At 57.8% G+C, this 23,890-nt stretch carries 26 protein-coding genes and 1 pseudogene; 9 read left to right on the top strand and 18 right to left on the bottom strand.

The window, feature by feature from the left end; translation table 11 throughout:
- Window positions 1-6: 6 nt before the first annotated feature.
- The 9 genes and pseudogenes from ACYZTY_RS19235 to ACYZTY_RS19195 all read right to left on the bottom strand — a co-directional run bounded on the left by ACYZTY_RS19235 (window position 7) and on the right by ACYZTY_RS19195 (window position 8,816).
- On the bottom strand, window positions 7-3,651 hold the full coding sequence (locus ACYZTY_RS19235) for a transporter substrate-binding domain-containing protein (RefSeq protein WP_461955044.1): 3,645 nt from the start codon (window positions 3,649-3,651) through the stop codon (window positions 7-9).
- A gap of 8 nt (window positions 3,652-3,659) precedes the next feature.
- Complete coding sequence (locus ACYZTY_RS19230; RefSeq protein ID WP_094468347.1) at window positions 3,660-4,286, bottom strand: response regulator transcription factor; 627 nt, start codon at window positions 4,284-4,286, stop codon at window positions 3,660-3,662.
- Window positions 4,287-4,543: 257 nt separating this feature from the next.
- Window positions 4,544-4,630: pseudogene (locus ACYZTY_RS19225) on the bottom strand (response regulator); the annotation flags it as partial.
- A 146-nt stretch (window positions 4,631-4,776) separates the two neighbouring features.
- The gene (locus ACYZTY_RS19220) at window positions 4,777-6,108 is read right to left on the bottom strand and encodes a deoxyguanosinetriphosphate triphosphohydrolase (RefSeq protein WP_461955043.1); all 1,332 of its coding nucleotides are present in this window, start codon (window positions 6,106-6,108) and stop codon (window positions 4,777-4,779) included.
- A gap of 67 nt (window positions 6,109-6,175) precedes the next feature.
- Complete coding sequence (locus tag ACYZTY_RS19215; RefSeq protein ID WP_461955042.1) at window positions 6,176-7,339, bottom strand: EAL domain-containing protein; 1,164 nt, start codon at window positions 7,337-7,339, stop codon at window positions 6,176-6,178.
- Between the two features lie 125 nt (window positions 7,340-7,464).
- Window positions 7,465-7,806, bottom strand: a complete 342-nt coding sequence (locus ACYZTY_RS19210; RefSeq protein ID WP_461955041.1) for a hypothetical protein — start codon at window positions 7,804-7,806, stop codon at window positions 7,465-7,467.
- Window positions 7,803-8,192 carry a phage holin family protein gene (locus ACYZTY_RS19205; RefSeq protein WP_461955040.1) on the bottom strand — a complete coding sequence of 130 codons (390 nt, stop codon included), beginning with the start codon at window positions 8,190-8,192 and terminating at the stop codon, window positions 7,803-7,805. The genes ACYZTY_RS19210 and ACYZTY_RS19205 overlap by 4 nt, the downstream gene beginning before the upstream one ends.
- Window position 8,193: 1 nt before the next feature.
- Complete coding sequence (locus ACYZTY_RS19200) at window positions 8,194-8,508, bottom strand: ElaB/YgaM/YqjD family protein (RefSeq protein WP_090186370.1); 315 nt, start codon at window positions 8,506-8,508, stop codon at window positions 8,194-8,196.
- A gap of 89 nt (window positions 8,509-8,597) precedes the next feature.
- On the bottom strand, window positions 8,598-8,816 hold the full coding sequence (locus ACYZTY_RS19195) for a hypothetical protein (protein ID WP_461955039.1): 219 nt from the start codon (window positions 8,814-8,816) through the stop codon (window positions 8,598-8,600).
- Here ACYZTY_RS19195 and ACYZTY_RS19190 point away from each other — a divergent pair.
- The gene (locus tag ACYZTY_RS19190) at window positions 8,815-10,023 is read left to right on the top strand and encodes an ammonium transporter (RefSeq protein ID WP_461955038.1); all 1,209 of its coding nucleotides are present in this window, start codon (window positions 8,815-8,817) and stop codon (window positions 10,021-10,023) included. The genes ACYZTY_RS19195 and ACYZTY_RS19190 overlap by 2 nt on opposite strands.
- Before the next feature lies 1 nt (window position 10,024).
- Here the strand turns inward: ACYZTY_RS19190 and ACYZTY_RS19185 are convergent, their stop codons facing one another.
- Entirely contained in the window at window positions 10,025-11,737 is a 1,713-nt protein-coding gene (locus ACYZTY_RS19185) for a cation:proton antiporter (protein WP_461955037.1), read from the bottom strand.
- A gap of 206 nt (window positions 11,738-11,943) precedes the next feature.
- Between ACYZTY_RS19185 and ACYZTY_RS19180 the strand changes: the two genes are divergently transcribed.
- The 3 genes from ACYZTY_RS19180 to ACYZTY_RS19170 all read left to right on the top strand — a co-directional run bounded on the left by ACYZTY_RS19180 (window position 11,944) and on the right by ACYZTY_RS19170 (window position 13,631).
- Window positions 11,944-12,180 carry a glutaredoxin family protein gene (locus tag ACYZTY_RS19180; RefSeq protein ID WP_461955036.1) on the top strand — a complete coding sequence of 79 codons (237 nt, stop codon included), beginning with the start codon at window positions 11,944-11,946 and terminating at the stop codon, window positions 12,178-12,180.
- Between the two features lie 168 nt (window positions 12,181-12,348).
- A complete protein-coding gene (locus ACYZTY_RS19175; protein WP_461955035.1) occupies window positions 12,349-12,669 on the top strand; it encodes a transcriptional regulator in 321 nt (106 codons plus the stop codon).
- A gap of 71 nt (window positions 12,670-12,740) precedes the next feature.
- Window positions 12,741-13,631: a pseudouridine synthase gene (locus ACYZTY_RS19170; protein ID WP_461955034.1), complete on the top strand. Its 891-nt coding sequence runs from the start codon at window positions 12,741-12,743 to the stop codon at window positions 13,629-13,631.
- A gap of 69 nt (window positions 13,632-13,700) precedes the next feature.
- On the opposite strand, the gene ACYZTY_RS19165 is transcribed toward ACYZTY_RS19170, so the two are convergent.
- Both ACYZTY_RS19165 and mobA read right to left on the bottom strand, forming a co-directional pair.
- Window positions 13,701-13,922 carry a YgdI/YgdR family lipoprotein gene (locus ACYZTY_RS19165; protein WP_109633577.1) on the bottom strand — a complete coding sequence of 74 codons (222 nt, stop codon included), beginning with the start codon at window positions 13,920-13,922 and terminating at the stop codon, window positions 13,701-13,703.
- Between the two features lie 76 nt (window positions 13,923-13,998).
- A complete protein-coding gene (gene mobA / locus ACYZTY_RS19160; protein WP_461955033.1) occupies window positions 13,999-14,601 on the bottom strand; it encodes a molybdenum cofactor guanylyltransferase MobA in 603 nt (200 codons plus the stop codon).
- Between the two features lie 81 nt (window positions 14,602-14,682).
- Between mobA and moaB the strand changes: the two genes are divergently transcribed.
- Window positions 14,683-15,222 carry a molybdenum cofactor biosynthesis protein B gene (gene moaB, locus ACYZTY_RS19155; RefSeq protein ID WP_461955032.1) on the top strand — a complete coding sequence of 180 codons (540 nt, stop codon included), beginning with the start codon at window positions 14,683-14,685 and terminating at the stop codon, window positions 15,220-15,222.
- Complete coding sequence (locus tag ACYZTY_RS19150; protein WP_461955031.1) at window positions 15,206-16,432, top strand: molybdopterin molybdotransferase MoeA; 1,227 nt, start codon at window positions 15,206-15,208, stop codon at window positions 16,430-16,432. The genes moaB and ACYZTY_RS19150 overlap by 17 nt, the downstream gene beginning before the upstream one ends.
- A 65-nt stretch (window positions 16,433-16,497) precedes the next feature.
- On the opposite strand, the gene ACYZTY_RS19145 is transcribed toward ACYZTY_RS19150, so the two are convergent.
- A complete protein-coding gene (locus ACYZTY_RS19145; RefSeq protein ID WP_461955030.1) occupies window positions 16,498-16,806 on the bottom strand; it encodes a hypothetical protein in 309 nt (102 codons plus the stop codon).
- A gap of 324 nt (window positions 16,807-17,130) precedes the next feature.
- Here ACYZTY_RS19145 and yegS point away from each other — a divergent pair, with 324 nt between their 5' ends.
- On the top strand, window positions 17,131-18,048 hold the full coding sequence (gene yegS, locus ACYZTY_RS19140; RefSeq protein WP_461955029.1) for a lipid kinase YegS: 918 nt from the start codon (window positions 17,131-17,133) through the stop codon (window positions 18,046-18,048).
- Here the strand turns inward: yegS and ACYZTY_RS19135 are convergent.
- The 3 genes from ACYZTY_RS19135 to ACYZTY_RS19125 form a co-directional block, all read right to left on the bottom strand.
- Complete coding sequence (locus ACYZTY_RS19135) at window positions 18,032-18,691, bottom strand: response regulator (protein WP_461955028.1); 660 nt, start codon at window positions 18,689-18,691, stop codon at window positions 18,032-18,034. The genes yegS and ACYZTY_RS19135 overlap by 17 nt on opposite strands.
- Window positions 18,688-19,581, bottom strand: coding sequence for a sensor histidine kinase (locus tag ACYZTY_RS19130; protein WP_461959355.1), 894 nt, complete (start codon window positions 19,579-19,581; stop codon window positions 18,688-18,690). Before ACYZTY_RS19130 ends, ACYZTY_RS19135 begins: the two co-directional genes overlap by 4 nt.
- A 423-nt stretch (window positions 19,582-20,004) precedes the next feature.
- Entirely contained in the window at window positions 20,005-20,475 is a 471-nt protein-coding gene (locus ACYZTY_RS19125) for a hypothetical protein (RefSeq protein WP_131060073.1), read from the bottom strand.
- A gap of 462 nt (window positions 20,476-20,937) precedes the next feature.
- Here ACYZTY_RS19125 and ACYZTY_RS19120 point away from each other — a divergent pair, with 462 nt between their 5' ends.
- Complete coding sequence (locus ACYZTY_RS19120; protein WP_131060074.1) at window positions 20,938-21,873, top strand: chemotaxis protein CheV; 936 nt, start codon at window positions 20,938-20,940, stop codon at window positions 21,871-21,873.
- A 192-nt stretch (window positions 21,874-22,065) separates the two neighbouring features.
- Entirely contained in the window at window positions 22,066-22,872 is an 807-nt protein-coding gene (locus tag ACYZTY_RS19115) for an MOSC domain-containing protein (RefSeq protein ID WP_461955027.1), read from the top strand.
- 73 nt (window positions 22,873-22,945) lie between these two features.
- On the opposite strand, the gene ppnP is transcribed toward ACYZTY_RS19115, so the two are convergent.
- Complete coding sequence (gene ppnP, locus ACYZTY_RS19110; protein ID WP_054614024.1) at window positions 22,946-23,230, bottom strand: pyrimidine/purine nucleoside phosphorylase; 285 nt, start codon at window positions 23,228-23,230, stop codon at window positions 22,946-22,948.
- Between the two features lie 61 nt (window positions 23,231-23,291).
- Window positions 23,292-23,840, bottom strand: coding sequence for a 3'-5' exonuclease (locus tag ACYZTY_RS19105; protein ID WP_461955026.1), 549 nt, complete (start codon window positions 23,838-23,840; stop codon window positions 23,292-23,294).
- Between the last annotated feature and the right edge of the window lie 50 nt (window positions 23,841-23,890).

Here is a 23,890-nt window from a genome sequence, read left to right as displayed (position 1 = left end):
GCATAGTTAAGGCTCCATCATTCTGCTTTTGTCGTTTTGGCCTATCTGTTGTTGCAATGCCTGCTCCAGTTCGAGCATGGCGCGCTCCATGGCCTTGGTGCAATTGACGACTTCGTCAGGGTGGAACACCTCATGACAGGCGTTTTCGAGCGCCTCGCAGCTGTCGATCAATCGACAAGCCTGGACAATTCGCGCAGCACCCTTGATTTTGTGGGCAACGTCGATGAAAGACTGCCGGTCTTTTGAGGGGGACAACGCCAGCAATTCTTGCCGGTCCAGACGGTTACTGTTCAGCAGTTCGGACAACAACCGGTGGTCCAGTGTCGGGTTGCCACCCGTTAACAGGTGCAGCCCTGCAAGGCTGAAGGCCGGGGCGCGGACCATCGGCGCAACGCCTCCAATCCATTGACTCAAGGCTGTCAGGCTGAGGGGTTTGAACAGGCAGTCGTCCATTCCGGCGAGTTTGCAGCGTTGGATTTCTTCTGGCTGTGCATTGGCGGTGAACCCCAGCACGGTACAAGGCTGGCACCGGGTTTGCTGTTCGTGATGGCGAATGGTGCGAGCCAATTCGTATCCATCCATGATCGGCATGTTGCAATCGACAATCACCAGGTCGAACAGCTCGTCCTTCCAGGCCTTCAACCCTGCTTCGCCATCCGGTGCGGCGCTGGAGCGATGTCCCAGGAACTCCAGTTGCTGGCACATGAGCAAGCGATTGGCGGGATGGTCGTCGACCACTAGGACATTCAGCGTAACCGTGGTTGTCTGGATATACGGTTCAACGGTTTTCGTCACCCGCTCCGGGGGCAGCGTTGCAAGGTTCAGCGAGACCTGAACCTGGGTGCCGATACCGGCCTGGCTGCTCAATTGCAGGCTGCCGCCCATCATCTCGCACAGGCTGCGGCTGATCACCAGGCCCAGTCCCGCACCGCCTCCGACGGACTGACCGGCATTGTCGGCCTGGGCAAAAGGCTCAAACAAACGCCGTTGATCCTGCTCACTGATCCCGACCCCGCTGTCCTGAACCTGCAACTGCAGCAGCACGCGGTCGGGTTCGTCGGTCGGATGCAGCTCGACCACAATCCGGACCTGACCCTGTTCGGTGAACTTGATGGCGTTGCTCACCAGATTGGACAGCACCTGCTTGAAGCGCATCGGGTCCAGCAGAACGTCGGTGGGTGGTTCGCCAGGGTTGAAGTCCAGCCGCAGGCGAAGATTTTTCTGGCGTGCCAGTCCGTCGAAGATCCGCATCACCGACGCCACGGTTTCTCTCAGGTTGACGCGTTCCGGGCTCAGGCTCAGGCGTCCGGATTCAATTCGCGCAATATCAAGAATGTCCCCGATCAGGTTCAGCAGGTCTTTCGCCGAGTGGTAGGCCACGTCAATGGCCGGGCGATCCGGATGGCTGTGATCGATGCGCTTGAGGGTCAGTTCGAGCATGCCGATGATTGCGTTCATCGGGGTGCGGATTTCGTGACTCATGGTGGCCAGAAAGCTGCTTTTGGTACGGTTGGCTTCATCCGCACGCTCTTTCGCGGCACGCAGGTCATCGAACAGTTGTCGGCGCTCGCTGATGTCGATCCAGCCACCAATGATGCCTTGTACTTCCCCGCTGGAGTCCCGGTAGGGAAGTATCCAATGATAAATCGTCAGCGAGCGGTCGCCGATATGCAATGGCCGGTCGAGAATCAACGGCACACCTTCGGCCACGACGCGTTGGTAATCCGCTTGGTATTCCTGCGCTTCAAATGAGTTGCTCATGCTGCCCTGCATGACGTTTTTTCCCACTACGTCTTCGCGTCTGGCGCAGAAGGTCGCCAAGTAGCTGTCATTGCAGCTTTGCAGCAAGCCCTGGCGATCACGCACGTAGATGGGATGAGGCGTTCCGTTGACCAGTGATCGCATGAATTCGAGCTGGTCGTTCAGGGCGAGCTCGGCGGCCAGCCGCTGATTGATCTGGCGACGCATGTACGCGTTCCAGGTCACGGAAATCAGCAGCAACACGCCGATACCGAGAACGATCTGATAGAACACCCGGTGAAAGTTGCGCCAGGTACTTTGCGAGGCAGACGAGTAGCCGCGCCAGCGGCTGTTGATAATGCCCAGTTCTTCCGGCGCGATGCTCAGCAGTGCTTTGTCGAGGATCGAACCCAGCTCTTTGGCGTCGCGCCCGGTCGCCAGGGAGAACGCTGCTTGCCGGGTGCCGATGGTGGTGCTGATTTGAAGTGTGTGTTCGAAAATTCGCGATGAGATGAAATAGTTGGCGATCACCAATGAGCTCACCGCGCCTTCAGCCTGACCCTCGGCGAGCAGTTCCACCGCACTGAAAGTATCCGGCGTTTCGATCAGATGGATTCGCGGGAACTCGCGGCGCAGGTAATCCACTATCGGATTGCCTTGGGCGATGGCCAGGCGCTGGTCCTTCAGTTGCGTCAGGTTTGACGGGCTGCCAGCCGCTTTGCGAGTCAGCAGGACAACGGAGTTTTCCAGATAAGGGCGGCTGAAGTTCAGCATCGTTTCACGTTGCGCGCTTGGGAGCAGAGCGGCGATCAGGTCGGCCTGATGGCTGTTGACCTGCTCGATCATCTCGTCATCGTTGCGGCTGCGATGGATTTCGAAGCGCAAACCGGTGCGCAATCTGATCAGCTCGAGCAAGTCGGCGGAGATGCCCCGAAAGTTGCCGTTGCTGTCGAAAAAAGTCAGCGGTGCCAATGCCTCGTTGACCACGACGCGCACGACTGGATGTTGCGCCAGCCAGCGTTCTTCGCGGTCGGTGAGTTGCAGTTTCTGATCGGTGAGAAGCATGTCACTGCCCGCACTCCAGCGTTTGGCAATGTTTTCTCGCTCACTGCCAGGGGTCGCTTTGAGGATTGCGTTTATGATCCCGAGCAGATCCGGGTTGTCCCTAGGCACGGCAAAGCTGAAACCGTGGGCTTCGTGTTTACCGAAGTTGGCCATGCGGATGTTGTTCAGATACCCCTTGTTGATCATGTAATGGGTGGAAATGGTGTCGCCAAGAAAAACATCGGCCTGGTCGAAAGCCACCGCATTGATTGCATTCTGGTAGGAGGGGTAGGAAGTGATGATCGCTTTCGGGTACAGGGCCTTGACTTCGTCCAGCGGTAAATAGTGATAGACCATGCTCAGCCGCAGCCCGGCGAGGCCATCGCTCAGGGACCTGGTTTCTCCTTCTCGTGTCACCAGAACCGGTTGATCCACGGCATAGGGTGTGGACAGTACAATGTCGGCATTGCGGGCTTCAAAACCATTGGCGCTACCGAGCATGTCGACCTCGCCTTTTTCCAATGCCTCGATCGCGTCTCCCCGGGAAGGGTAGCGCTGCACCTTGACTGGCAAACCGGTGGCCTTGCCCAGGATACCCGCGTAATCAGCGGTGAAGCCTTCGTAGTCGTGGCCGCTGATGGTCAGGTCGAAAGGAGGATAGTCAGGGGCAGAGGTGCCCAGAATCAGTTCACGCTTGTTGTTAAGCCATTGTTGTTGCGATTTATCCAGCTGGACTTCCATGTGTCCGGTCATTGAACGACTGAGCAGAGTGTAATGCTCACTCGCAGCCTGTGCCGCGTGCACTGAGGTGCTCAGGCATAAACCCGCGGTCAGCAGTATCAGATAATCCTTTATACGACTGGGCATCCGGTCTCTCACACTAACGCGTTGCGTTTTGCCATATCAATGAGTTCAACGAGTGACTTGGCTTTGAGTTTTTGCATGAGGCGTTTCTTATAGGTGCTGACAGTCTTGTTGCTCAGAAACATGCCCTTGGCAATTTCCTTGTTAGTCCGGCCCTGGGCAAAAAGTTGCAATACCATCAGCTCGCGGTCGTTGACTGACTTGAACAATTCCAGGTCGGCGTATCGCTCGTCATCGGCACGAACAGGATTCAAAGCCTGGCTGGGGAAATAGTTGTAACCTGATAGTACTGCCTTGATTGCGCTCACCAGTTCACTAAGGTCTTCCTGTTTGCATACATAACCTGATGCCCCCGACTGCATGCAACGGATACCAAAAAGTGTCGGGCACTGGGCCGTTAATACCAGTGTTTTGAGGGGTGTACTCATTGCGTTGAAACGGGAGAGAACTTCGAGTCCATCCAGTTTGGGGATGCTGATGTCGAGAATGACCAGGTCGGGCATGCACTCACGAACCATCTGCATGGCGTCGACCCCATTATCAGTTTCGCCGACGACTTTGTAACCCTCATGTTCGAGCAACATTCGGACGGCAAGACGGATGACAGGGTGATCGTCGACAATAAAAACGGAGTTCATAATCAAATCCCATACGCGCTCAAATAAAGCGGGCACCTTAGCTCAGATAGTTGAAGTGGACATGAACTGACGGGCCTGTAGTGGCAATATCGGACAATTCCTACGGCGGAAGAAGAATCGGACTACGGATCAACTAGGTTTTGCATGAGGACGTATGGAAGTATTGTAGGTGTGTCCGAGTCATCGGACAGATGGGTTGATAGCGTTTTACTTGTGTTTTAAATGTTTGGTTCTAGTGTGTGATTGTTGCGGTATTTTTATAATGAAGCCAAGGTCAACACGTTTCTAAAGTCCGATTGTTTCAGGGGTTTGATCAAGTAGCCCAACAAGGGCAGTCTGTGTTTGCCGGTCATTTTTTCAGATTATTTCGCGATCAGAAGTTTCAATCGATGGGTGTAGGGCGATTCTGTTGACGCCGGGATTGAAATGAAAAATGCGCAGAAAATCGATCAGCCGTCAGGCGACCCTGACGCGGCTGATCGATGCAGGCTCATCCGTGGCTTGAACGACCGGTCATTTCCAATGCCATTTGACTGGCGTAGCTGTCGGTCATGCCGGCGATGAAGTCGATCATTCTCAGGAACGAGGTGTGCAGAGGGCCGTGAGGATCGGGCGCATTGTTGCCCAGCAGGTCGAGAATGCGCCGGCTCTTGAAGGACGGTGTTCGACCGTTGTGTTGTTCCAGTGCCGCGCCGCAGAACGCGTTGAGCAGGATTTCGAGAGTGGTGTAAGCACCGATTTCGTGCAGCGTCTTGCGCTTGTCCTGGAAGATCTTTTTGCGCGCCATGTCTTTGGCATTCAAGACGCAGCGCTTGGCCGGACCATGCATGTGCTCGACCAGATCACCGGGCAGTGTGCCGGCCAGCAGCGAGTCCTGTTGCTCGACGAAAGCCCGGGCGGCGGCGTTGGTCAGGTGCTCGATGGCCTTGCCCCGCAGGATCGCCAGTTTTCGCCGACGCGAATCCAGCGGGCCCAGCTGGCGATAGGTTTCCGGAAGGTCATCGCCCACAAGGTCGAGCAGCAAGGACTCGACTTCGGCGTACTCCAGCAACTCCATTTCCAGACCATCTTCCAGATCGATCAGCGCGTAACAGATGTCGTCCGCAGCCTCCATCAGGTACACCAGCGGATGGCGCGCCCAGCGCTGGTCCTCCAGTTGCGGCAGGCCGAGTTTAAGCGCGATCTGCTCCAGTAGCGGGAGTTCGCTCTGATAGCAGCCGAACTTGTGTTTCTTGTAGCCCAATGAATCGGCGTGCTTTGCCGTCCACGGGTATTTCAAATAGGTGCCCAGCGTGGCGTAGGTCAGCCGAGTGCCGCCGTCGAACTGATGGTACTCAAGCTGTGTGAGCACCCGGAAGCCTTGGGCGTTGCCTTCGAAGTTCAGGAAGTCATTGCGTTCGGCTTCGCTCATTGCGTCTAGCCAGCCACGGCCTGCAGCCTGCTGGAACCAGTGACGGATTGCGTCTTCGCCGGAATGCCCGAAGGGCGGGTTGCCGATGTCATGGGCCAGGCAAGCCGATTGCACCACCATCCCCAGGTCGCTCGGTTCGCACCAATCGGGCAGGGCGCTGCGAATGGTCTCACCGACGCGCATGCCCAACGACCGACCCACGCAGCTGACTTCCAGCGAGTGGGTCAGGCGCGTATGGATGTGATCATTGCTGGACACCGGATGAACCTGAGTCTTGCGCCCGAGGCGGCGGAAAGCACCCGAGAAAATGATGCGGTCATGGTCTTTGTGAAAAGGGCTGCGGCCGAGTTCTTCCGGGCTGTGCAGAGGCTTTCCGAGGCGTTCGCGGGTAAGCAGGGTTTGCCAATCCAAGGCTGGACTCTCCGTCAGGTGACTGAGCCTCTAGCTTCCGGGTTCGTGCCTGCGCCTGCAAGCGGAACTAGAGCCCGGCGGCATCGATGTCGATGAGCAGCAGTCGCTCGCCGTTGTCGAAAAATTGCCCGGCGGTGAGGCAATACTGATTGCTGGTGGCATCGCGGTAGGTCGTGGACAGTGTCAGGCGCCGCTCTTCCCAGCCCTCGGCCAGCAAGTGATAAAAGTACGGTCGCCACGACCAGTTATGGCCCAGGTAGCGGTTATCGGCCTCCCAGCCGTTGTTGCGCCATTCCAGATTGGGCGTCAACTGGGTGCCGTGACGGTCGCACTGATAGAAACGCAGCAGCCAGGGAAATGCTTGCAGTTGTGGCAAGGCGCTCAGTGGCGCACGGGCCAGGGCCCAGGCTTGCAGGATGGTCATCAGTTCGCAGAGTTGCTGGCGCATGATCATCAGTCGACCGCGTTCGCCCAGTTTCTGCTGAACATAACGCTGGCGCAGTTGCGCGAAACGTTCGACAAAGGCGTCGGTGGCAAAGAAGTCCACCTGCGCCCGGGCGAACAGAAACCCCTGCACGTAACGTGAACCGCACTCCAGGGCGAAATTGAGTTGAGCGTCGGTTTCCACCCCTTCGGCGATGATCCAGCAGCCGGTTTTCTCGGCCATTTGCGCCAGAGCTTTCACCACATCGCTACTGGGGCCGCCCAATGCCGCGGCCTGGAACAGTCGCATATCGAGCTTGAGAATGTCCGGTTGCAGGGCCAGCACACGATCGAGTTGCGAGTAGCCGGCACCGAAATCATCGATGGCGATCCGTGCCCCGGCCTGTCGGTAGCGCGCCACGACGTCGGCCAGGCGCTGGATGTCGCCTCCCAGTTCGGTGATCTCGAAAACGATGCGTTTCGGGTCGACGTTGTGCCGGCTCAATTGCTTGAGGCTCGGCAGAGCCTGGTCCGGCCGTAAGCGGTTAATCCAGCGCGGCGAGATGTTCAGGCTCAGAAACCAGTCCGTAGGCGCTTCATGCAGGCGGCTCAGGGCATTGTCGCGAATCTGGCGATCAAGACGACGAAGGGCGATGGCGGGCGTTCGCGGGTCGGCGAACAGCGGTCCCACCGAGGCCAGTTGACCGTCGGCCTGGCGCAGACGACCCAGCGCTTCCACCCCCGCAATACGACCCGTGGCGGTATCGATAAACGGCTGAAAGCAGGCGAGCGGTTGCCCGTCGATCACGAGGCCTCCTTAGTAAGGTCTTGTTTTTGGATTAACCCGGTCGCCGGATAGGCACGCGGGATTGAACCTCTCGATAAAGAGGTTAATCCCGGTGTATTGCAAGAATGCAGCCAGATAGCGGCTATTCAGTCTTTGCGCGAGGAACCCTGCAGGACCAGCTTGATCAAGGGCCCCAGCGTGGTGCCTAGGCGAACCAGCCGGGTCAGGCTGCTGGCACCACCGGTCTTGGCGCCTTTACCGGTCAGAAAACCGAGCAGCGTCACGGCCGCCACGCCCCAGAGCGGGGCGTGCTTGATGCCGAAGCCATCGTGCAGGTTTTGTGTCATCCCGCGTACTCGCTGCAAGGGTTGCAGCAGTTGCGCGGACTCGTGACGAATTTCCTGGCGATGCATTTCCATGCGCAGGCGTATCAGCGCCTTGCGCATTTCAGTGCGCGAGCTGTTATGGGGCAGTTCAGGCAGGCTCATGGCAGCAGGCGCTCCCTATCGTTGGCCAACTCTTCCAGGGTGCCGTGGAAGGGCGAGGACTCATCGAAAATCGCCGCCTTCAGGCGCATGGCACAGAATACTGCAGCCAGGGAGTAGAACACGCAGAGCCCGATGATCGCTGGCAGGCGGTAGGTGTCCCAAAAAAGGATCAGCACCAGCGTCGACAATCCCACCAGCAACAGCAAGGCAAAGACCAGCGCCAGGCCTGCAAACAGCAACAGGCTTACGGTGCGCGCTTTTTGTTCCTGCAACTCGATGCCGAACAGTTCGACATGACTGTGCAACAGTCCAAGAAAAGCGGCACCCAGGCGCCGCGATGAAGAGCTTGTGCCCGTCGCGGACGAGCTGGATTCACCGATAGACATATCAGCGCCGAGTGGCCAGCAGGCCAATCAGAAAGCCGACGCCCGCCGCGATTCCGACCGATTGCCATGGATTGGTCTGGACATAGTCTTCGGCAGCGGTAACGGCAGCCTGGCCGCGTTCACGCAGGGAATCTTCCGTGAGCTTCAGGGTTTCGCGTGCACGCAGCAGACTTTCGTGGATCTGGCTGCGCAGCTCATCGGCCTGATCGCCAGCCAGGGTTGCGGTGTGTTCCAGCAACCGTTCGGTGTCGCTGACCAACGTCTGAAAGTCGTTCATCAGGATTTCTTGAGCAGTCTTTGCTTTGATGCTGGCCATTGGTGATCTCCGTAAGTGGCTTCTGAAGCGTTCGAGTATGAGCCCAGTGTGAAGGTTCAGTACAAATGACTGGTACAACTTTTGCTACGTCATGGTGCATCAGCCCGCGCCGTTGCGCTGTTGCCGGGCATGATTTCAGGAAAACCCTGATACAAACAATCATAACTCGCGTGAAGGTTCCGGCCTTGTGCGCCAAAGCGGTTCATCGGTATCAACGCGTTGATCCTGATGGGCCGCAACTTGGTGCGTAAACGGGATGCGCGAACCTCTTTGGTGCTTTTTTTAGCCTTCAGGTCTGCCAACTCCATGGAAAATCTGCAAAGCGCTGTGGACAGTCTGGTCCATAGCTCCAATACGTTGTTCATCCTTATCGGTGCAGTCATGGTTCTGGCCATGCACGCCGGTTTCGCCTTTCTTGAAGTCGGCACGGTTCGACAAAAAAACCAGGTCAATGCCTTGTCGAAGATCCTCAGCGACTTCGCGATTTCGACCCTGGCTTACTTCTTTATAGGCTATTGGATTTCCTACGGGGTCACCTTCATGCAACCGGCGGCGGTGATCAACGCCGATCACGGCTACGGGCTGGTGAAGTTTTTCTTTCTGCTGACCTTTGCTGCGGCGATTCCCGCGATCATTTCCGGAGGCATTGCCGAGCGCGCCCGGTTCGTCCCGCAGTTGTGTGCGACGGCGCTGATCGTTGCGTTCATTTATCCGTTCTTTGAAGGCATGATCTGGAACGGAAACTTCGGGCTGCAAGCCTGGTTGCTGGAGCGTTTTGGCGCCAGCTTCCATGACTTCGCAGGCTCCGTCGTGGTGCACGCCATGGGCGGATGGCTGGCGCTCGCGGCGGTGTTGTTGCTCGGGCCAAGGCAAGGGCGCTATCGCGAAGGGCGACTGGTGGCCTTTGCACCGTCGAGCATTCCCTTCCTGGCATTGGGTTCGTGGATCCTGATTGTCGGCTGGTTCGGCTTCAACGTCATGAGCGCACAAACGCTGCAAGGCGTCAGCGGATTGGTGGCGGTGAACTCGCTGATGGCCATGGTCGGCGGCACCGTGGCGGCGCTGATTGTCGGGCGCAATGACCCGGGGTTTCTGCATAACGGCCCGCTGGCCGGGTTGGTGGCAATCTGTGCCGGTTCCGACCTGATGCACCCGGTGGGCGCGCTGATCACGGGTGTGATCGCCGGGACATTGTTTGTCTGGTGCTTCACCGCGGCTCAGGTCAAATGGCGCATCGACGATGTGCTGGGTGTCTGGCCGTTGCATGGTTTGTGCGGTGTCTGGGGTGGAATCGCCTGCGGCATCTTCGGCCAGAGCGCATTGGGTGGTTTGGGCGGGGTGAGCCTGATCAGCCAGGTGATCGGCACCTCTTTGGGGGTGATCGTGGCGCTGCTCGGCGGTTTTGTGGTGTATGGCGTGATCAAGGCGTTGCATGGCCTGCGCCTGAGTCAGGAAGAAGAGTATTACGGCGCGGACTTGTCGGTGCACAAGATCGGCGCCGTGAGCCAGGACTGACTCACTTTTCTTCATCGTCGCTCCCGGGATAAAAGCCGTGCAGCAGACGATAGCGGTCATGCCGTATCTGGTCGGCCCGCTCCTGTACCTGATGCGCGGGCAGACCCAGCATGATCAGTGCGTGGGAGGCGAGCATAAGGCTCGACTCCAGCAGTTCGGGCACGACTTCGCTGGCACCGGCCGCTTTTAACTCGGCCAGCTGGCTGTCATCCCGAGTGCGTACCAGGATCGGAATTGTTGAGTTCAATCGGCGCGCCTCTTGGAGAATCAGTAGCGCGATGTCGGTCTGGTCGACGGCAATTACCAGCAGTTTGGCGCGCGCCAGCCCTACCGCCAGCAGCAGTTCACCGCGCCGCGAGTCGCCGTAATGCACACAGGTTTCACCGACGGCGGCTTCCTGGACGCGCACCGGATCGGTGTCCAGTGCAAGGTAAGGTTGCAGCGCATTACGCAGCGCTCGGCCGATGGATTGGCCCACGCGACCGTAGCCACAGATCACGACGTGGTTGTGCAAGTCGGCGTTGAGCGCGCTGATTTTTGCCAGTTGTGTTTCTTCGTTGGGGTTGCGATGCAGGCGTGTCGCAAGGTGGGGAGCGGCGCGCAGCAGCAACGGAGTGACCAGCATCGAGCAGAATGTCGCGGCCAGTAGAAGGCCTCCGAAGTCGGCGGGCATCAGTTTGTTTTGCTGCATCAGCGCCATCAGCGCAAAGCAGAACTCGCCACCCTGAGCCAATGCCAAGCCGCTGCGCCACGCGGTTTCGCTGTCGCTGCCGCGCCATTTGACTAGCAGCGCGACCACTGTGCCCTTGATCAGCAATAACCCAAGCGTCAGGCCGAGGATCAGCAGGCCGTGGCTGGCGAACAGCCGCAAGTCGATCAGCATGCCGATGCTGACGAAAAACAACCCGAGCAAGATGTCGCGGAACGGGCGGATGTCCGCCTCGATCTGATGCCGATAGTGGCTTTCCCCCAGCAGCATGCCGGCGAGAAATGCGCCCAAGGCAGGGGAGAGGCCGAGCAGGTGAGTCAGCCACGCTGTCAGCAAGACAATGACCAGCGCCAGCAGCACGAACAGCTCCGGGGAGCGGGCGGCGGCGACTTCATGGAACAGGCGGGGCAGCAACCAGCGACTGGCCAGCAGCAGACCGCCGAACAGCACCAGGGTCTTGCCCAGTGTTATCGGCAATGCCCAATACCAGGCCTGATCGCTGTTGCCGGCGAACACCGGCACCAGGGTCAACAGCAACACCGCCACCACATCCTGGAACAGCAGCACGGCGATGGCGTTCTGACCGTGACTGCTGAAAATCTCGCCGAGGCTGCCCAGCTCCTTGCTGACAATGGCGGTGGAAGACAGCGAAAGGCCGGCTCCGAGTAACAGCGCTGGCGTCGTCGGCATGCCGAACAGGATCAGCAATGCCCCCATCAATAGCCCGGACACCAACACTTGCAGGCTGCCAAGGCCAAACACCACCCGGCGCAGCGCGATCATTTTCGACAGGGAAAACTCCAGCCCGAGGGAGAACAGCAGGAACACCACACCCAGTTCGGCAAGGTCTGGCAACTCTTCGCTTTCATTCACCCAGTTGAATGCCGTCGGCCCGATCATCAGCCCTACGCACAGATAGCCCAGCACCGGTGGCAAACGCAGGCGCTGGAACAGTGCAATCACCACCAGGGAGGAGGCGAGGATGATCAAGAGGTTGGCGAACACGAAGAACTCCGGTGATGGGGTTGGCTATTCAAGCGTAGAGGTAAAAAAAACCTGAGCATCGCGTAAATGGCATCTGCAGTGACTGATATGCATCAGGGTTTTGCCGCCGCTATCGCGGTTCGTGTTCCAGGGCAGAAAAATCAACGTCTCGACGGTTTTTCGGGGCAGGCCTAGAATAGTTACTTAATTTTTTAGGTTGAGCGCTCATGCTTCCTGAATGTCAGCTGTTCGGCACCCTTGGGTGCCATCTCTGCGAAGTGGCCGAAGCCATGCTGATGGAGTTTGTCGAACGTGGTCTGCTGGTGGAACTGGTAGATATCGCTGAAGATGAAATGTGGTTTGCAGCGTACAGCCTGCGTATACCGGTGTTACGACGGGTTGATACGGGTGCCGAAATGGGCTGGCCATTCAGTGCCGATGAGGTCGTAGCGTTCCTGCGATGAGTGTTTTTTGTGGTGGCAATGTCCCGTCTGTCGAACTTTGCGATTGATCCCCTTGGCTTAACCGATGCTCTTCGGATACTGTATGCGCATACAGTTATTCGTAAAATTGCCTTGCACCTTCGTTTTTCAGGTTTGAGCAGGCAGTTCCGGGCGTAAGAGGGATACATCGTGGTCAATGTCGAACAATTGAAAAATAGCGTGAACCGGATGTCGGTCGATGTTGTAAGCGAGGCTGTCCTCGAACTGCGTCTGGATGGTTTGGTCACGGAAGGAAAAACACCCTTCAACAAACTGCACTTCAATACCTGTTTTGCCGAAATCGAAGCGTTGTTCCAGCGCGCGGGTTATCACCGACAGCTGGATGTCGTGGGTTATCAGGGGTTGTTGTATGCGCTTTATGATCCCGGTCGCTGGGAAGCGGTCGATGTGCTGCGCTGGCTCAAGGAGTTCACCGAGGCGGCGGCGCGCACGCAGATACCGGCGGCTTGAGGATTCTTTTCTAGGTCCGTTCCGGCCACTGTTGGATAATGCCTCCCTGTATTGAGGGTCAGAGCGTTCGTATGTCCACTTCATCTTTTTCTGCTGCACACAACCAGGCCAGCACGCTCTACTTGCCGCCGGGTCCGTGGCAGACCGTGCTCGATTGCCTGTGCGAACACTTCAGCGCTATCGGTCGTGAACAATGGCTGGACAGAATTGCTCGCGGTCGCGTGCTTGACGGGCACGGTCATCCGATTGCTCTTGATCTGCGTTACAAGGAAGGCCTGCGAATTCATTACTTTCGTGAGGTGCCGGACGAAAAGCCGATCCCGGTGGTTGAGTCGATCCTGTACGCCGACGAACACCTGGTGGTGGCGGACAAGCCGCATTTCCTGCCAGTGACGCCGGCTGGCGAATACGTAGAGCAGACGTTGTTGCGACGGCTTATCCGTCGACTGGATAACCCGCATCTGGTGCCTTTGCATCGCATTGACCGGCATACGGCGGGACTGGTGTTGTTTTCAGCGAACCCCGAGAGTCGCTCGGCTTACCAATCATTATTTCCTACACGGAACATCGAAAAGCGCTACGAAGCAATCGCCCGCGCATTGCCTGAACTGACCTTTCCATTGGTTCACAAAAGTCGGCTGGTCGATGGCGAGCCGTTCTTTCGCATGCAGGAAGGTCCGGGCGTCAGCAACACCGAGACGGCAGTCGAGGTTCGTGAGAAGAACGGCGATCTTTGGCGGTATGGACTTTACCCGGTGACCGGTAAAAAACATCAGTTGCGGGTACACATGACCGCTTTGGGCGCCAGTATCTGCAACGACCCGTTCTACCCGCAGGTGCTCAAGGATGTCGAGGATGACTATGCCAATCCCTTGAAACTGCTGGCTCAGGGTTTGCGGTTTATCGACCCGGTCACTGGCCTGCAACGTGAATTCGAGAGCACCATCACCCTGCAATGGTGATCACAATGCTTCAGGCACGAAAAAGCCCGCGATAAACGGGCTTTTCTGTATCCGGTGGTGCCGTAAAGATTACAACTCTTTAACGGTACGAACCTGATCCTTGTTGATGCGGGTTTGCTTGCCGTCCAGCTGTTCGAACTCGTAGAAACCCGATTCGTCGTCGTATTTTGGTGCGTCGACGGCCTGGATTTCGCGACCGTCATTCAAGGTGATCACTGTAGGCGAGGCGCAACCGGCGAGGGTCGCGAGGCCCAGTGCGAGCATGAAAGTGGCGAGGGTCCGTTGAGTCATGAGTGTGTCTCCGAATATGAATTCTTTTGGTTACTGAGCTTGAGACGTATACAACACGCGCAAGTTCCTTCTCGTGTCAGTCTGCCACAGTGTTGTGTGCACTTAACAGCTCTGGCGTGTTGAGGTTGGCCAGGCGCGGATCGTTGTCGGGGCATTGCAGAGCGGTAGCACCCAGTTTGCGCATGAGGCGCCCCGGGCTGCGTTCGCCGTCGTTCCAGGCACTTTCGAACTGTGCCGAGAGCGCCGTGGGGATGATGCACAGCAACGGTTCCCAGTGTTCATTATGGTGCAGCATCAGCGGTTTGTCCGGATGCTGGCGGGCGGTGTCGCGCATGCTGTGGAGCAGGGCCGCATCGATGCGCGGCACGTCACATGGCAACACCAGCAGATAGGGATGGCGGGCGGCCTTGAGGCCTGCACGAATACCGGCCATGGGTCCCGGAAAATCGCCTTCGTCGTCATGGACCAGTTGATCAGCGTAAGGCGCGTATTTTTCCAGGTTCCTGTTGCAGGAGATGATCAGGTCATCGCTCAGCGCACGGGTCTTGCGATGCAGATGCGCAATCAGCGGCTCTCCATGCCATTCCAGCAACCCCTTGTCCTGACCGCCCATGCGTTGGCCTCGACCACCTGCCAGGAGCAAAATGGAGCAGGGCGGCAAATGTGTATTCGAGGTCATGGCAAGTCTCCATGGGGGCGGCGAAAAAACGGGGCGCTGTGATATAACACCGGGCTGTTTATCCTACAACTGGACGAGCCTATGAAAGCCAAGGCTGATGTACCTTTCGCGCCGCTCAACATCGCGGTGTTGACTGTAAGCGATACCCGCACCGTGGAAACCGATACGTCAGGACAGGTCTTCGTCGACCGCTTGAGCGATGCCGGTCATTACCTGGCCGCTCGGGTTTTGCTTAAAGATGACCTCTACAAAATTCGCGCGCAAGTCGCCACCTGGATTGCCGATGATGTCGTGCAGGTGGTGTTGATCACCGGCGGTACCGGGTTCACGGGGCGCGATAGCACACCGGAAGCGGTGAGTTGCCTGCTGGACAAGCAGGTCGATGGTTTTGGAGAGCTGTTCCGGCAGATTTCGGTCGCGGACATCGGCACTTCGACTGTCCAGTCCCGAGCTCTGGCGGGTTTGGCCAATGGCACGCTGGTTTGCTGTTTGCCGGGATCGACCAACGCTGTGCGCACGGGCTGGGATGGCATCCTCGCCGAACAGCTGGATTCGCGGCACCGTCCCTGCAATTTTGTCGCTCACCTGAAACAGGCCGAACCCTGTGAATCCCGTGGGTAAGCCTGGCAAAACCGGCAGCCTGATGGCGGTCGAGGTGGCATTGGCGCGTTTGCTGGAAATGGCTGAGTCATCAAGGATACGTGAGCATGAGCGCTTGCCGTTGGCGCAGGTTCAAGGTCGCATCCTGGCCGATGACCTGGTCTCGACGCTTGATCTGCCGCCCTGGCCGAACAGTGCCATGGACGGCTACGCCTTGCGCATCGCTGACTGGACGGGAGAACCGTTGGCGGTCAGTCAGAAGATTTTTGCCGGCCAGGCACCCGAACCGTTGAAGGCTGGTACCTGCGCCCGGATATTTACCGGCGCGCCTGTACCGGCGGGTGCCGATTGCGTCGAGATGCAGGAGAACGCCGAGGTCCAGGCGGATGAGCGTGTCCGTTTTATCGAGACAATGACCCCGGGTCAAAATATCCGGCCACAAGGCCAGGAAACCACTGTTGGCGAACTTGTACTGCCGGCTGGCACACGCCTCGGACCTATCGAGCAGGGCCTTTCGGCGTCTCTGGGATGTGCTGAGCTGGGCGTGGTGCGCAAGGTTCGTGTTGCCGTCCTGTCCACCGGGGATGAATTAATAGAACCGGGCCAGCCTCTTGGGCCGGGGCAGATTTACAACAGTAACCGTGTGCTGCTGTGCAGTTGGTTGCAGCGCTTGGGCTGTGAAGTGATTGATGCTGGAATTCTTCCAGATGATTTAGCGACCACGCGTGCCCGCCTTGGCGAGTTGAAGGACGTCGACCTGATCCTTTCTACCGGCGGTGTGTCTGTGGGGGAGGCCGATTTTCTGGGCATTGCCTTGCGCGAAGAGGGCGAGTTGACCCTGTGGAAACTCGCCATCAAACCAGGCAAGCCGCTGACGTTCGGTCATTTTCGCGGCGTGCCTGTGATTGGTTTGCCCGGCAACCCTGCGTCGACACTGGTTACGTTTGCCTTGTTGGCCAGGCCCTATCTCTTGCGCCGCCAAGGTGTAAAAGAGGTTGAACCGTTGAAGTTTCAGGTGCCGGCAGGGTTCGACTGGCCCAAGGCTGGCAATCGCCGAGAGTATTTGCGTGGGCGCCTGGAGAATGGTCGGGCAATCATCTACAAAAACCAGAGCTCTGGGGTGCTTCGCAGTGCCGCCTGGGCTGATGGCCTGGTTGAAGTGCTGGAAGACCGTACGTTGATCGAAGGCGATTACGTGAACTTCATTCCGCTGAGCGAAGTCCTGGGCTGATCCTGGCCAAAGTCTTGCCACACAAGCCCGGTTGATCGCTCCGGACTTGCGTGCATGGCGAGCGTTTAACGCGCCAGAAGTGACACGACCTGATCGAAGCGGCTGTTGGCGACCCAGCCCAGCAGCCCCAGGACAACGGCTGTTCCACCCGCAGAATAGGCCAGCCTGTGCTTGATGGATTTCACATCACCACGGACCTCTTCCATGTCTCTTCGGATGTATTTGAGGTGTGTCTCGAGCTCAATGACGCGAGGTTCCATATCAACTCCTCCGGTAGGCTTTGCGCTGTTATTGAATTCAGCCTGATGATTGGCGCGACTTTCTGGCAATGGTGCGACCTGAATGATGGGTAACCTGATGTCATGGCTTTGCATGGACTAAAACGCTCCTTGCCTTAAAGCCCTTTGGCTGGCCGACACTATTGTTGATTGCGCTTTGTGCGGCCTTTGAAGAGGGTCTACTCATTGCTTGCACATCCCTGTGTATTTAATGTTGATGACTGATACCGCGGACACCAAGGTGTACCAATCGCCAAGGTAGGTCAATTGAGCCGATTCCTCACATCTTGTAAGAAAATATCCCCCCCCTGTAGGACCGAGAGACTGCGCGCGTCAAAAAAATTCAATTCCTTGCAACTTTTATAGGGGGTGGCGAGGTCAACATCTCTCATACGGGTTCCAATTATGGGAGCGACAACAATGAGTGAGCGCAAGGCGCTGTTGATTCTGCACGGCAAGCAGGCACTCAACGAAGAGGTCCGCGCCGCCGTCGACGTTAAACGCGAGCAGGGCTGGGAGTTAGCGGTTCGACTGACCTGGGAGGCGGGTGATGCGCAGCGGCTGGTGGAAGAAGCCCTGAACGCAGGCTATACGCAACTGATTGCCGGTGGCGGTGATGGCACGTTGCGTGATATCGCCGATGCCATGGCAGCGCATTCTACGCGGGCCAGTCTGGTGCTGATGCCGCTGGGCACCGCGAACGATTTTGCTCGCGCCGCCGGTGTGCCCCTGGAACCCACTCTGGCGCTGGACCTTCTGGACGCTGCCCCGCACGCGATCGATCTGGGGGAGGTTGGCGGTCAGGTCTTCCTGAACATGGCCACCGGCGGTTTTGGTAGCCAGGTCACGGCGAATACGTCGGAGGACTTGAAAAAAGTCCTTGGGGGCGCCGCCTATCTGTTCACCGGCTTATCGCGTTTCAGCGAGTTGCATGCCGCCTACGGCGAGTTGCAGGGGCCGGACTTTCATTGGAGCGGTGAGCTATTGGCGTTGGGGATCGGCAATGGACGGCAGGCTGGCGGCGGTCACGTGCTGTGTCCGGAGGCACTGGCTGACGATGGTTTACTGGATGTCAGCATTTTGCCTGCGCCGCAGGAGGTGGTCAGTACGTTGAAAACGCTGCTGGCCGATGGCTTCGGCATCGACAACATGTTTGTGCGAGCTCGCCTGCCGTGGGTCGAGATCAAGGTCTCGGAAGGCCTTTACATCAATCTGGATGGCGAACCCATTGAGGGCGAGAGCCTTAGGTTTTCGGCGCGTCCAGCGGCATTGCGCGTGCACCTGCCGCAGGACTCGCCGCTGCTGAGTGCTTCGAATACGGCTAGTCGTCCAGGCTGATGATTTGCTCGCGCACGGCAAACAGTACCAGGCCGGCCACGTCGTAGATCTGCAGGCGCTTCATGATCTGCGAACGGTGGGTCTCGACGGTTTTGATACTGAGGCCCAGGCCATTGGCGATTTCCCGGGTGGATTTGCCCCGAACGATCAGTCGCAGGATTTCCAGCTGACGGGCCGTCAGGTTGTGCGAGTCCGCAGGCTCGGGCTGATGTTTCTGGTTGCGGATCAGCGCCTGGTTGATGACCGTGTGGGCAATGGCCGGGCTCAGGTAGCGTTCGTTATTGCGCAAGGCATCCAGGGCATGTTCCAGCTCGGTGGCCGTGGTGTCTTTGAGCAAATAGCCATGAGCACCGGACTCAAGCGCCTGCATGATGAGGGCGGGATCGGTGTGCATCGACAGGATCAGCACCTTGCTTTGCGGGCGTACCCGCTTGAGTCGTTGCAAGGCTTCAAGGCCACCGGTCTGCTTCATGGAGATATCCAGCAGCACAATGTCAGGCGACAGCTTCTCGACCATCTCGAGTAACTGCGAGCCGTCATTGGCCTCACCAATAACCGCGTAGCCGGGAATATCCAGCACCAGAGCGCGCACGCCTGCCCTGATAAGCGAGTGGTCATCCACCAGAAGTAAGTTACAAGTCAATGCATAACCTTATTCGTACTGGCCCGTTCAAGCGCTCGGGGCGCCCAGGGGAAGAGTGCTTCGATTTGAGTGCCTTTGCCCGGCTCGCTGATCACGGCCAGGGTACCGCCCAGTTGATCGATCCGTTCCACCATCCCGGCCATCCCGCGCTGTCCCTCTCGACCGGGGTCTGCTGCTGGCGCGAACCCCAGGCCATCATCGCTGATTAACAGCGCCAGACCCTGGGGCATGCGTTGCAGGCGGATCAACAGGTTGTTCGCTTCGGCGTGACGCAGGATATTGGTCACCGCTTCCTGGGTGATCCGAAAGGCGGCCACCGCCATTTCTTCGGGTATGCCGGTCAAACGTTGATGGCATTCCAGGCTCCAGTGCACAGAGGTATTGGCCAGGGTCTTGAGCAGATGAGCACGCAGACTGGCTTCCAGTCCGAGACTGGCCAACTGCCTGGGATTGAGAATGGCCGAGACATCACGAACCTTGGCCAGGGTTTCGTCCAGTGTGTCGCAGAGCACCGAGCACTGGCCCTGCATGTCTTCAGGCATCCGGCGTTTGAGCCATTCACATTGAAGTTTTGCCGCGGTCAGCAACTGGCCGATGTCGTCATGCAGTTCTCGGCTGAGCCGATGACGTTCGTTTTCCTGTACTTCCAGCAGACGGTCGGCCAGCTCTTGCGGCTGAAACTTTATCGACTTGCGCGAGAGGAAATGTTGCACCCAGACGCAGGCGAGCGCCGCAATACTGAGTACCAGCAGGCTCAACGGCAGTGGAACAGACAGGCTGAAGACCAGCAGGCTGCCAAATGCCGAGCCGGAGCACAGCAAAAGCGTGAACCGCCGCGCGTTTTTTTGGGAGGGTGGCCATAGGGTGATCGACTTGAGACTGGCGTACATAGCGGATGGAGCCAATGGATGTTCGCTGCGGGCAGACCGGCCATAGTGGTTGACGGGTCTCTGTCTGAAAATCTGTAGTGACTCGTCTCAAGCAGTGCAGTCCAGGGTTGAAACTACAGCCTTTAACTTATCGGGCTGCTCTCATCTGGAATCACTTTGCCATTAATTGGCGTCAACTAATGGTCGGCATAATACCACTTAAGATACCGTCGGTCGCGTTTGCTATATATGTCTGTTTGGTCAGGAATTAAAAGTTATGGACGATAGTTCCACAATGGAAAAGTTTTACGAAGGCGGGGTAGTTATTTGTATCGAACTGTCGTTGACAGATATGAAATATTCAATTGCGACATGTGCGCACTCAAGTTAATGAGCGGCAGCATGGCAACAAGAATACGTAACACGGCATTGTTGCCTGGCGAATTAAGCCTGCCGCTCCGAATAGGTAACGAGCGTGAACGGTTTGGAATTAACCGGTAACTGAAAATGACTTTGTCCGACCTGAAACGCAAAGGCTTCGATCAGGGAAGTCTGTTCACTGTCATCCAGGCTGAGTTGGCCAGTGGTTTGATCGATGAGTTCGAGTTGCCAGGCCATCAACGTGAAGCAGTCCTTCAGCGCGCCGAGCGCCTGGTCGTGCAGTTCCATGTGGCTTTGGGCGTGGTTCAGCAGGCCATGGATGTGCAGCGAAAATTCGGAAACCGCTTCCAGTGCCAGTGCATCAGCCTTGCTGGCCAATTTGAGGAGGCTGCTGAGCATGCAATCGATTGCGTCCTTGTCATTGCTGATCAACTGCAGATGGCTAAGGCACTCCTCCGATTTGGCCAGAAGTGTTTCAGCCTCGACGAGAAACTCCGGAAAGCGCTGAGCCCACTGTTTAGGGTCGTTCGGCATGCTTATCTCCACAACGTCATGTCAAATGAGGGGATGTCGTGTGTGGCGACAAAAATGTCCAACGTCCCGACGCTGCCGTACCGGCATGAGATCGCGCTCCGGCAGGCCTGGGCGCAGGCTGGGGAACTCGAGAGGGTGGATGGCCACTTACCTGCGATCGCACACAAAAGCCTGACTCCGTTCATGCAATGAGAATGGCGTCACATTAATGGCTATTGGATATTGCGAATATCAGGTTGGGCCTGATTGTTACTAGGGGAATCCCTTACGCAGGGGAACCTAACGTGCAAACCGAGGTCGCGCCGCAGGGGATGAAGCAGATGAAATCACTGCGCCAGTAAAGCATGATGTTAATGTGACATCAATGCCCGATCGTGGCATTTTGTCTCAGGGTCAAGATCTGGCAAAAACAGCCGATAACCCCCTTTAGTGAATTCATCAGAACAAGCCCAGGAGTCATTAATGGCCGGCATTCTCGACACGGTAGACCAACGCACGCAACTGGTGGGTGAGAATCGCCTGGAAATTCTCATGTTCCGGCTGGCCGGTCGGCAATTGTTCGCGATCAACGTCTTTAAAGTGCAGGAAGTGTTGCAACTGCCGAAGCTGACCCTGATGCCCCAGCGCCATCCGTTTGTCTGCGGCGTGGTTAACCTGCGTGGCCAGACGTTGCCGGTGATTGACCTGTCTCAGGCCATCGGCATGCGTCCGCTGGTGCCGAGCCCTACCAGTACGATCATCGTCACCGAGTACAACCGTTCGGTGCAGGCGTTCCTGGTGGGCGGCGTGGACCGCATCGTCAACATGAACTGGGAAGCCATTCTGCCGCCGCCGACCAGCGCCGGCCGCCAGCATTACCTGACCGCCATCAGTAAGGTCGACGATCAGTTGGTGGAAATCATCGACGTCGAAAAAGTCCTGGCCGAAATCGTGCCGTACAACGCCAAGGTTTCGCGCGAGAAGCTCGACGACCCGGTGCTGGAACGCGCCCGTGGTCGTGAAGTGCTGCTGGTGGATGACTCCAACGTAGCCCTGTCGCAATTGCGCGACACCCTGGGTCAGTTGGGCGTAAAGATGCATATTGCCAGCGACGGCTTGAAGGCGCTGAACATGCTCAAGGCCTGGGCCGATACGGGCGTGTCGATGACCGACAAACTGCTGATGGTGTTTACCGACGCGGAAATGCCGGAAATGGACGGCTATCGCCTGACCACCGAAATCCGTAACGACCCGCGTCTGCGTGGCCTGTACGTGGTGCTACACACTTCACTGTCGGGCAGCTTCAACGACTCGATGGTCAAGAAGGTCGGCTGCGACAACTTCCTCTCCAAGTTCCAGCCGGACAAACTCGTCGACGTGGTGCGCCAGCGCCTGATGCTCGATGAAGTGCCTGCCTGAGGCAATCCACTGTCAACCTGTGGGAGCGAGCTTGCTCGCGAAGAGGCCATCACAGTCAACATTGAGGTTGTCTGTTACACCGCCTTCGCGAGCAAGCTCGCTCCCACACGGTGGCTGCGTCCAAATCTCAGCCTTTGATTCAATGAGCAAGCTCGTATAGGGTGGCTTTTTTTGCCCACCAGGGAGCTGGCCATGTTGCGTTTGAGCGCGCTTTACCGATATCCGTTGAAATCCGGCAAGGGCGAGCCCCTGCAGCAGGTCGGTCTCGACAAGTTGGGGCTGGACGGTGATCGACGCTGGATGCTCGTGGACGAGGCCAGCGGGCGCTTCCTGACCCAGCGCGCGGTGGGGCAGATGAGTCAGCTGTCGGCGCTGTGGAATGCCGACGGTGGCCTGACCCTCAGTGCTCCCGGTCGCTCAGCGATCGATATTGCCTTGCCGGCCAGCGACGCTGAACTGCGCGGCGTGACGATCTTCAAAGACAGTCTGCGGGTGCCCGATGCCGGTGATGAGGCCGGTGCCTGGGTCAGTGAGTTCATCGGAAAGCCGACGCGACTGGTGCAAATTCCTCTGGATCGCGCGCGCACCACGCAAGCTGGCTACGGCAGGGAAGACGATCAGGTGGCCTTCGCCGATGGCTTCCCGCTGTTGCTGATCGGGCAGGCGTCCCTGGAAGACTTGTCGCAAAAGGTCGGGCGCCCGCTGGAAATGCTGCGCTTTCGACCAAACCTTGTAATCGAGGGCAGCGAGGCGTTTGCCGAAGACAGCTGGAAGCGCATCCGCATCGGCGATGTCGAGTTCCGCGTGGTCAAGTCCTGTTCGCGCTGCATCCTGACCACCATCGACCCGCAAACCGGTCAGCGCAGCGATGATCGCGAACCTCTGGCCACGTTGCAGAAATACCGTTCCGAGGCCGACGGCGCGATGTTCGGGCAGAATCTGGTCAACGACAGCAATGGCCAACTTGAAGTCGGTATGCCGGTAACCATCCTCGAATAAACAGACTGAATGAAAAAAGCCCGCGTCCCAAAAGGACGCGGGCATTTTTTTGTCGCTGTGAAAACCCGGGGTTTTAGCCGCGGTATTCGCACAGGTAAGCGGTGTCGACGGCCACTTTCAGCTGGAACTTGCTGTTGGCCGGTACGTTGAACTGGCTGCCGGCGGCGAAGGTTTCCCAGTCGCTGCTGTCAGGCAGTTTGACGGTCAGGGCGCCGGTCACCACGTGCATGATTTCGCGCTGGCTGGTGCCGAATTCGTATTCGCCCGGAGCCATGACGCCGATGGTCGCAGGACCTTCAGCGGTGCCAAAGGCGATCGACTTGACGGTGCCGTCGAAGTACTCGTTGACTTTAAACATGGGCGATTCCTCGAAAAGGGCTAAAAAGGGCAGGCCAGTATGCACAAGGCCTCGAATGCCGTCACCTCTCCACGGGGAAAACCTGTGGCAACAAACGCGCCGTATTGCGCGCGTCCTCCAGCGCTCGATGCTGTTGGCCATTGAACTGCATGCCCACCAGTTGCAGCGCGCCGTTGAGCCCCAGCGGGCGCTCCAGGCGCAGGGCTTTGGCAAAGCGCTGTTTGAGGTTCATGTGCGGAACGCGACCCAGAACGCTGTCCAGTTGCAGTCGCTTCCATTCCTGAAGCAGTTGCTTGCGATCGTAATCGCCCCAACTGGCCCAGCCCTCCAGAACCGGTTGATGGCGCTCGAGCCATTGCTCGAATGATGGCCAGACCTCGCTCAGCGTCTGCGCTGCATCGACGTTAGCCTGGGTAATGTGCGTCAATTCCCGGCAAAACGGCGTCAGCAGCGGCCGCTGCAATGGCCGTACGAAGCACTGAAAATAATCCACTTCGCGGCCTTTTCGGTCCACCAGGGTGGCACCGATTTCGATGATTTCCATTTCCGTTACTGGCCAGCCACCGTCATCGGTGGTGGCTTCCAGATCAATCACCAGCCAGTGAGGCATCGCAGGGTTCCTGGTATCCGCGTCCTGATAGGGCTTGAGCGTAGCCAAAG

This window comes from Pseudomonas sp. LB1P83 (assembly GCF_054897885.1).
The sequence above is the reverse complement of the archived record's forward strand: the minus strand, read 5'-3'. Positions and strand labels throughout refer to the sequence as shown.

Excerpts from the sequence above, each read along its gene's own strand:
- ACYZTY_RS19170 (WP_461955034.1), top strand. The coding sequence starts at position 12,741 with ATGTCCACTTCATCTTTTTCTGCTGCACACAACCAGGCCAGCACGCTC.
- ACYZTY_RS19130 (WP_461959355.1), bottom strand. The coding sequence starts at position 19,581 with ATGTACGCCAGTCTCAAGTCGATCACCCTATGGCCACCCTCCCAAAAA.
- ACYZTY_RS19205 (WP_461955040.1), bottom strand. The coding sequence starts at position 8,192 with ATGTCTATCGGTGAATCCAGCTCGTCCGCGACGGGCACAAGCTCTTCA.
- ACYZTY_RS19200 (WP_090186370.1), bottom strand. The coding sequence starts at position 8,508 with ATGGCCAGCATCAAAGCAAAGACTGCTCAAGAAATCCTGATGAACGAC.
- ACYZTY_RS19145 (WP_461955030.1), bottom strand. The coding sequence starts at position 16,806 with ATGCAAAGCCATGACATCAGGTTACCCATCATTCAGGTCGCACCATTG.
- yegS (WP_461955029.1), top strand. The coding sequence starts at position 17,131 with ATGAGTGAGCGCAAGGCGCTGTTGATTCTGCACGGCAAGCAGGCACTC.
- ACYZTY_RS19165 (WP_109633577.1), bottom strand. The coding sequence starts at position 13,922 with ATGACTCAACGGACCCTCGCCACTTTCATGCTCGCACTGGGCCTCGCG.
- ACYZTY_RS19230 (WP_094468347.1), bottom strand. The coding sequence starts at position 4,286 with ATGAACTCCGTTTTTATTGTCGACGATCACCCTGTCATCCGTCTTGCC.
- ACYZTY_RS19235 (WP_461955044.1), bottom strand. The coding sequence starts at position 3,651 with ATGCCCAGTCGTATAAAGGATTATCTGATACTGCTGACCGCGGGTTTA.
- ACYZTY_RS19105 (WP_461955026.1), bottom strand. The coding sequence starts at position 23,840 with ATGCCTCACTGGCTGGTGATTGATCTGGAAGCCACCACCGATGACGGT.
- ACYZTY_RS19195 (WP_461955039.1), bottom strand. The coding sequence starts at position 8,816 with ATGGAGTTGGCAGACCTGAAGGCTAAAAAAAGCACCAAAGAGGTTCGC.
- mobA (WP_461955033.1), bottom strand. The coding sequence starts at position 14,601 with ATGACCTCGAATACACATTTGCCGCCCTGCTCCATTTTGCTCCTGGCA.
- ppnP (WP_054614024.1), bottom strand. The coding sequence starts at position 23,230 with ATGTTTAAAGTCAACGAGTACTTCGACGGCACCGTCAAGTCGATCGCC.
- moaB (WP_461955032.1), top strand. The coding sequence starts at position 14,683 with ATGAAAGCCAAGGCTGATGTACCTTTCGCGCCGCTCAACATCGCGGTG.
- ACYZTY_RS19125 (WP_131060073.1), bottom strand. The coding sequence starts at position 20,475 with ATGCCGAACGACCCTAAACAGTGGGCTCAGCGCTTTCCGGAGTTTCTC.
- ACYZTY_RS19180 (WP_461955036.1), top strand. The coding sequence starts at position 11,944 with ATGCTTCCTGAATGTCAGCTGTTCGGCACCCTTGGGTGCCATCTCTGC.
- ACYZTY_RS19210 (WP_461955041.1), bottom strand. The coding sequence starts at position 7,806 with ATGAGCCTGCCTGAACTGCCCCATAACAGCTCGCGCACTGAAATGCGC.
- ACYZTY_RS19120 (WP_131060074.1), top strand. The coding sequence starts at position 20,938 with ATGGCCGGCATTCTCGACACGGTAGACCAACGCACGCAACTGGTGGGT.
- ACYZTY_RS19190 (WP_461955038.1), top strand. The coding sequence starts at position 8,815 with ATGGAAAATCTGCAAAGCGCTGTGGACAGTCTGGTCCATAGCTCCAAT.
- ACYZTY_RS19115 (WP_461955027.1), top strand. The coding sequence starts at position 22,066 with ATGTTGCGTTTGAGCGCGCTTTACCGATATCCGTTGAAATCCGGCAAG.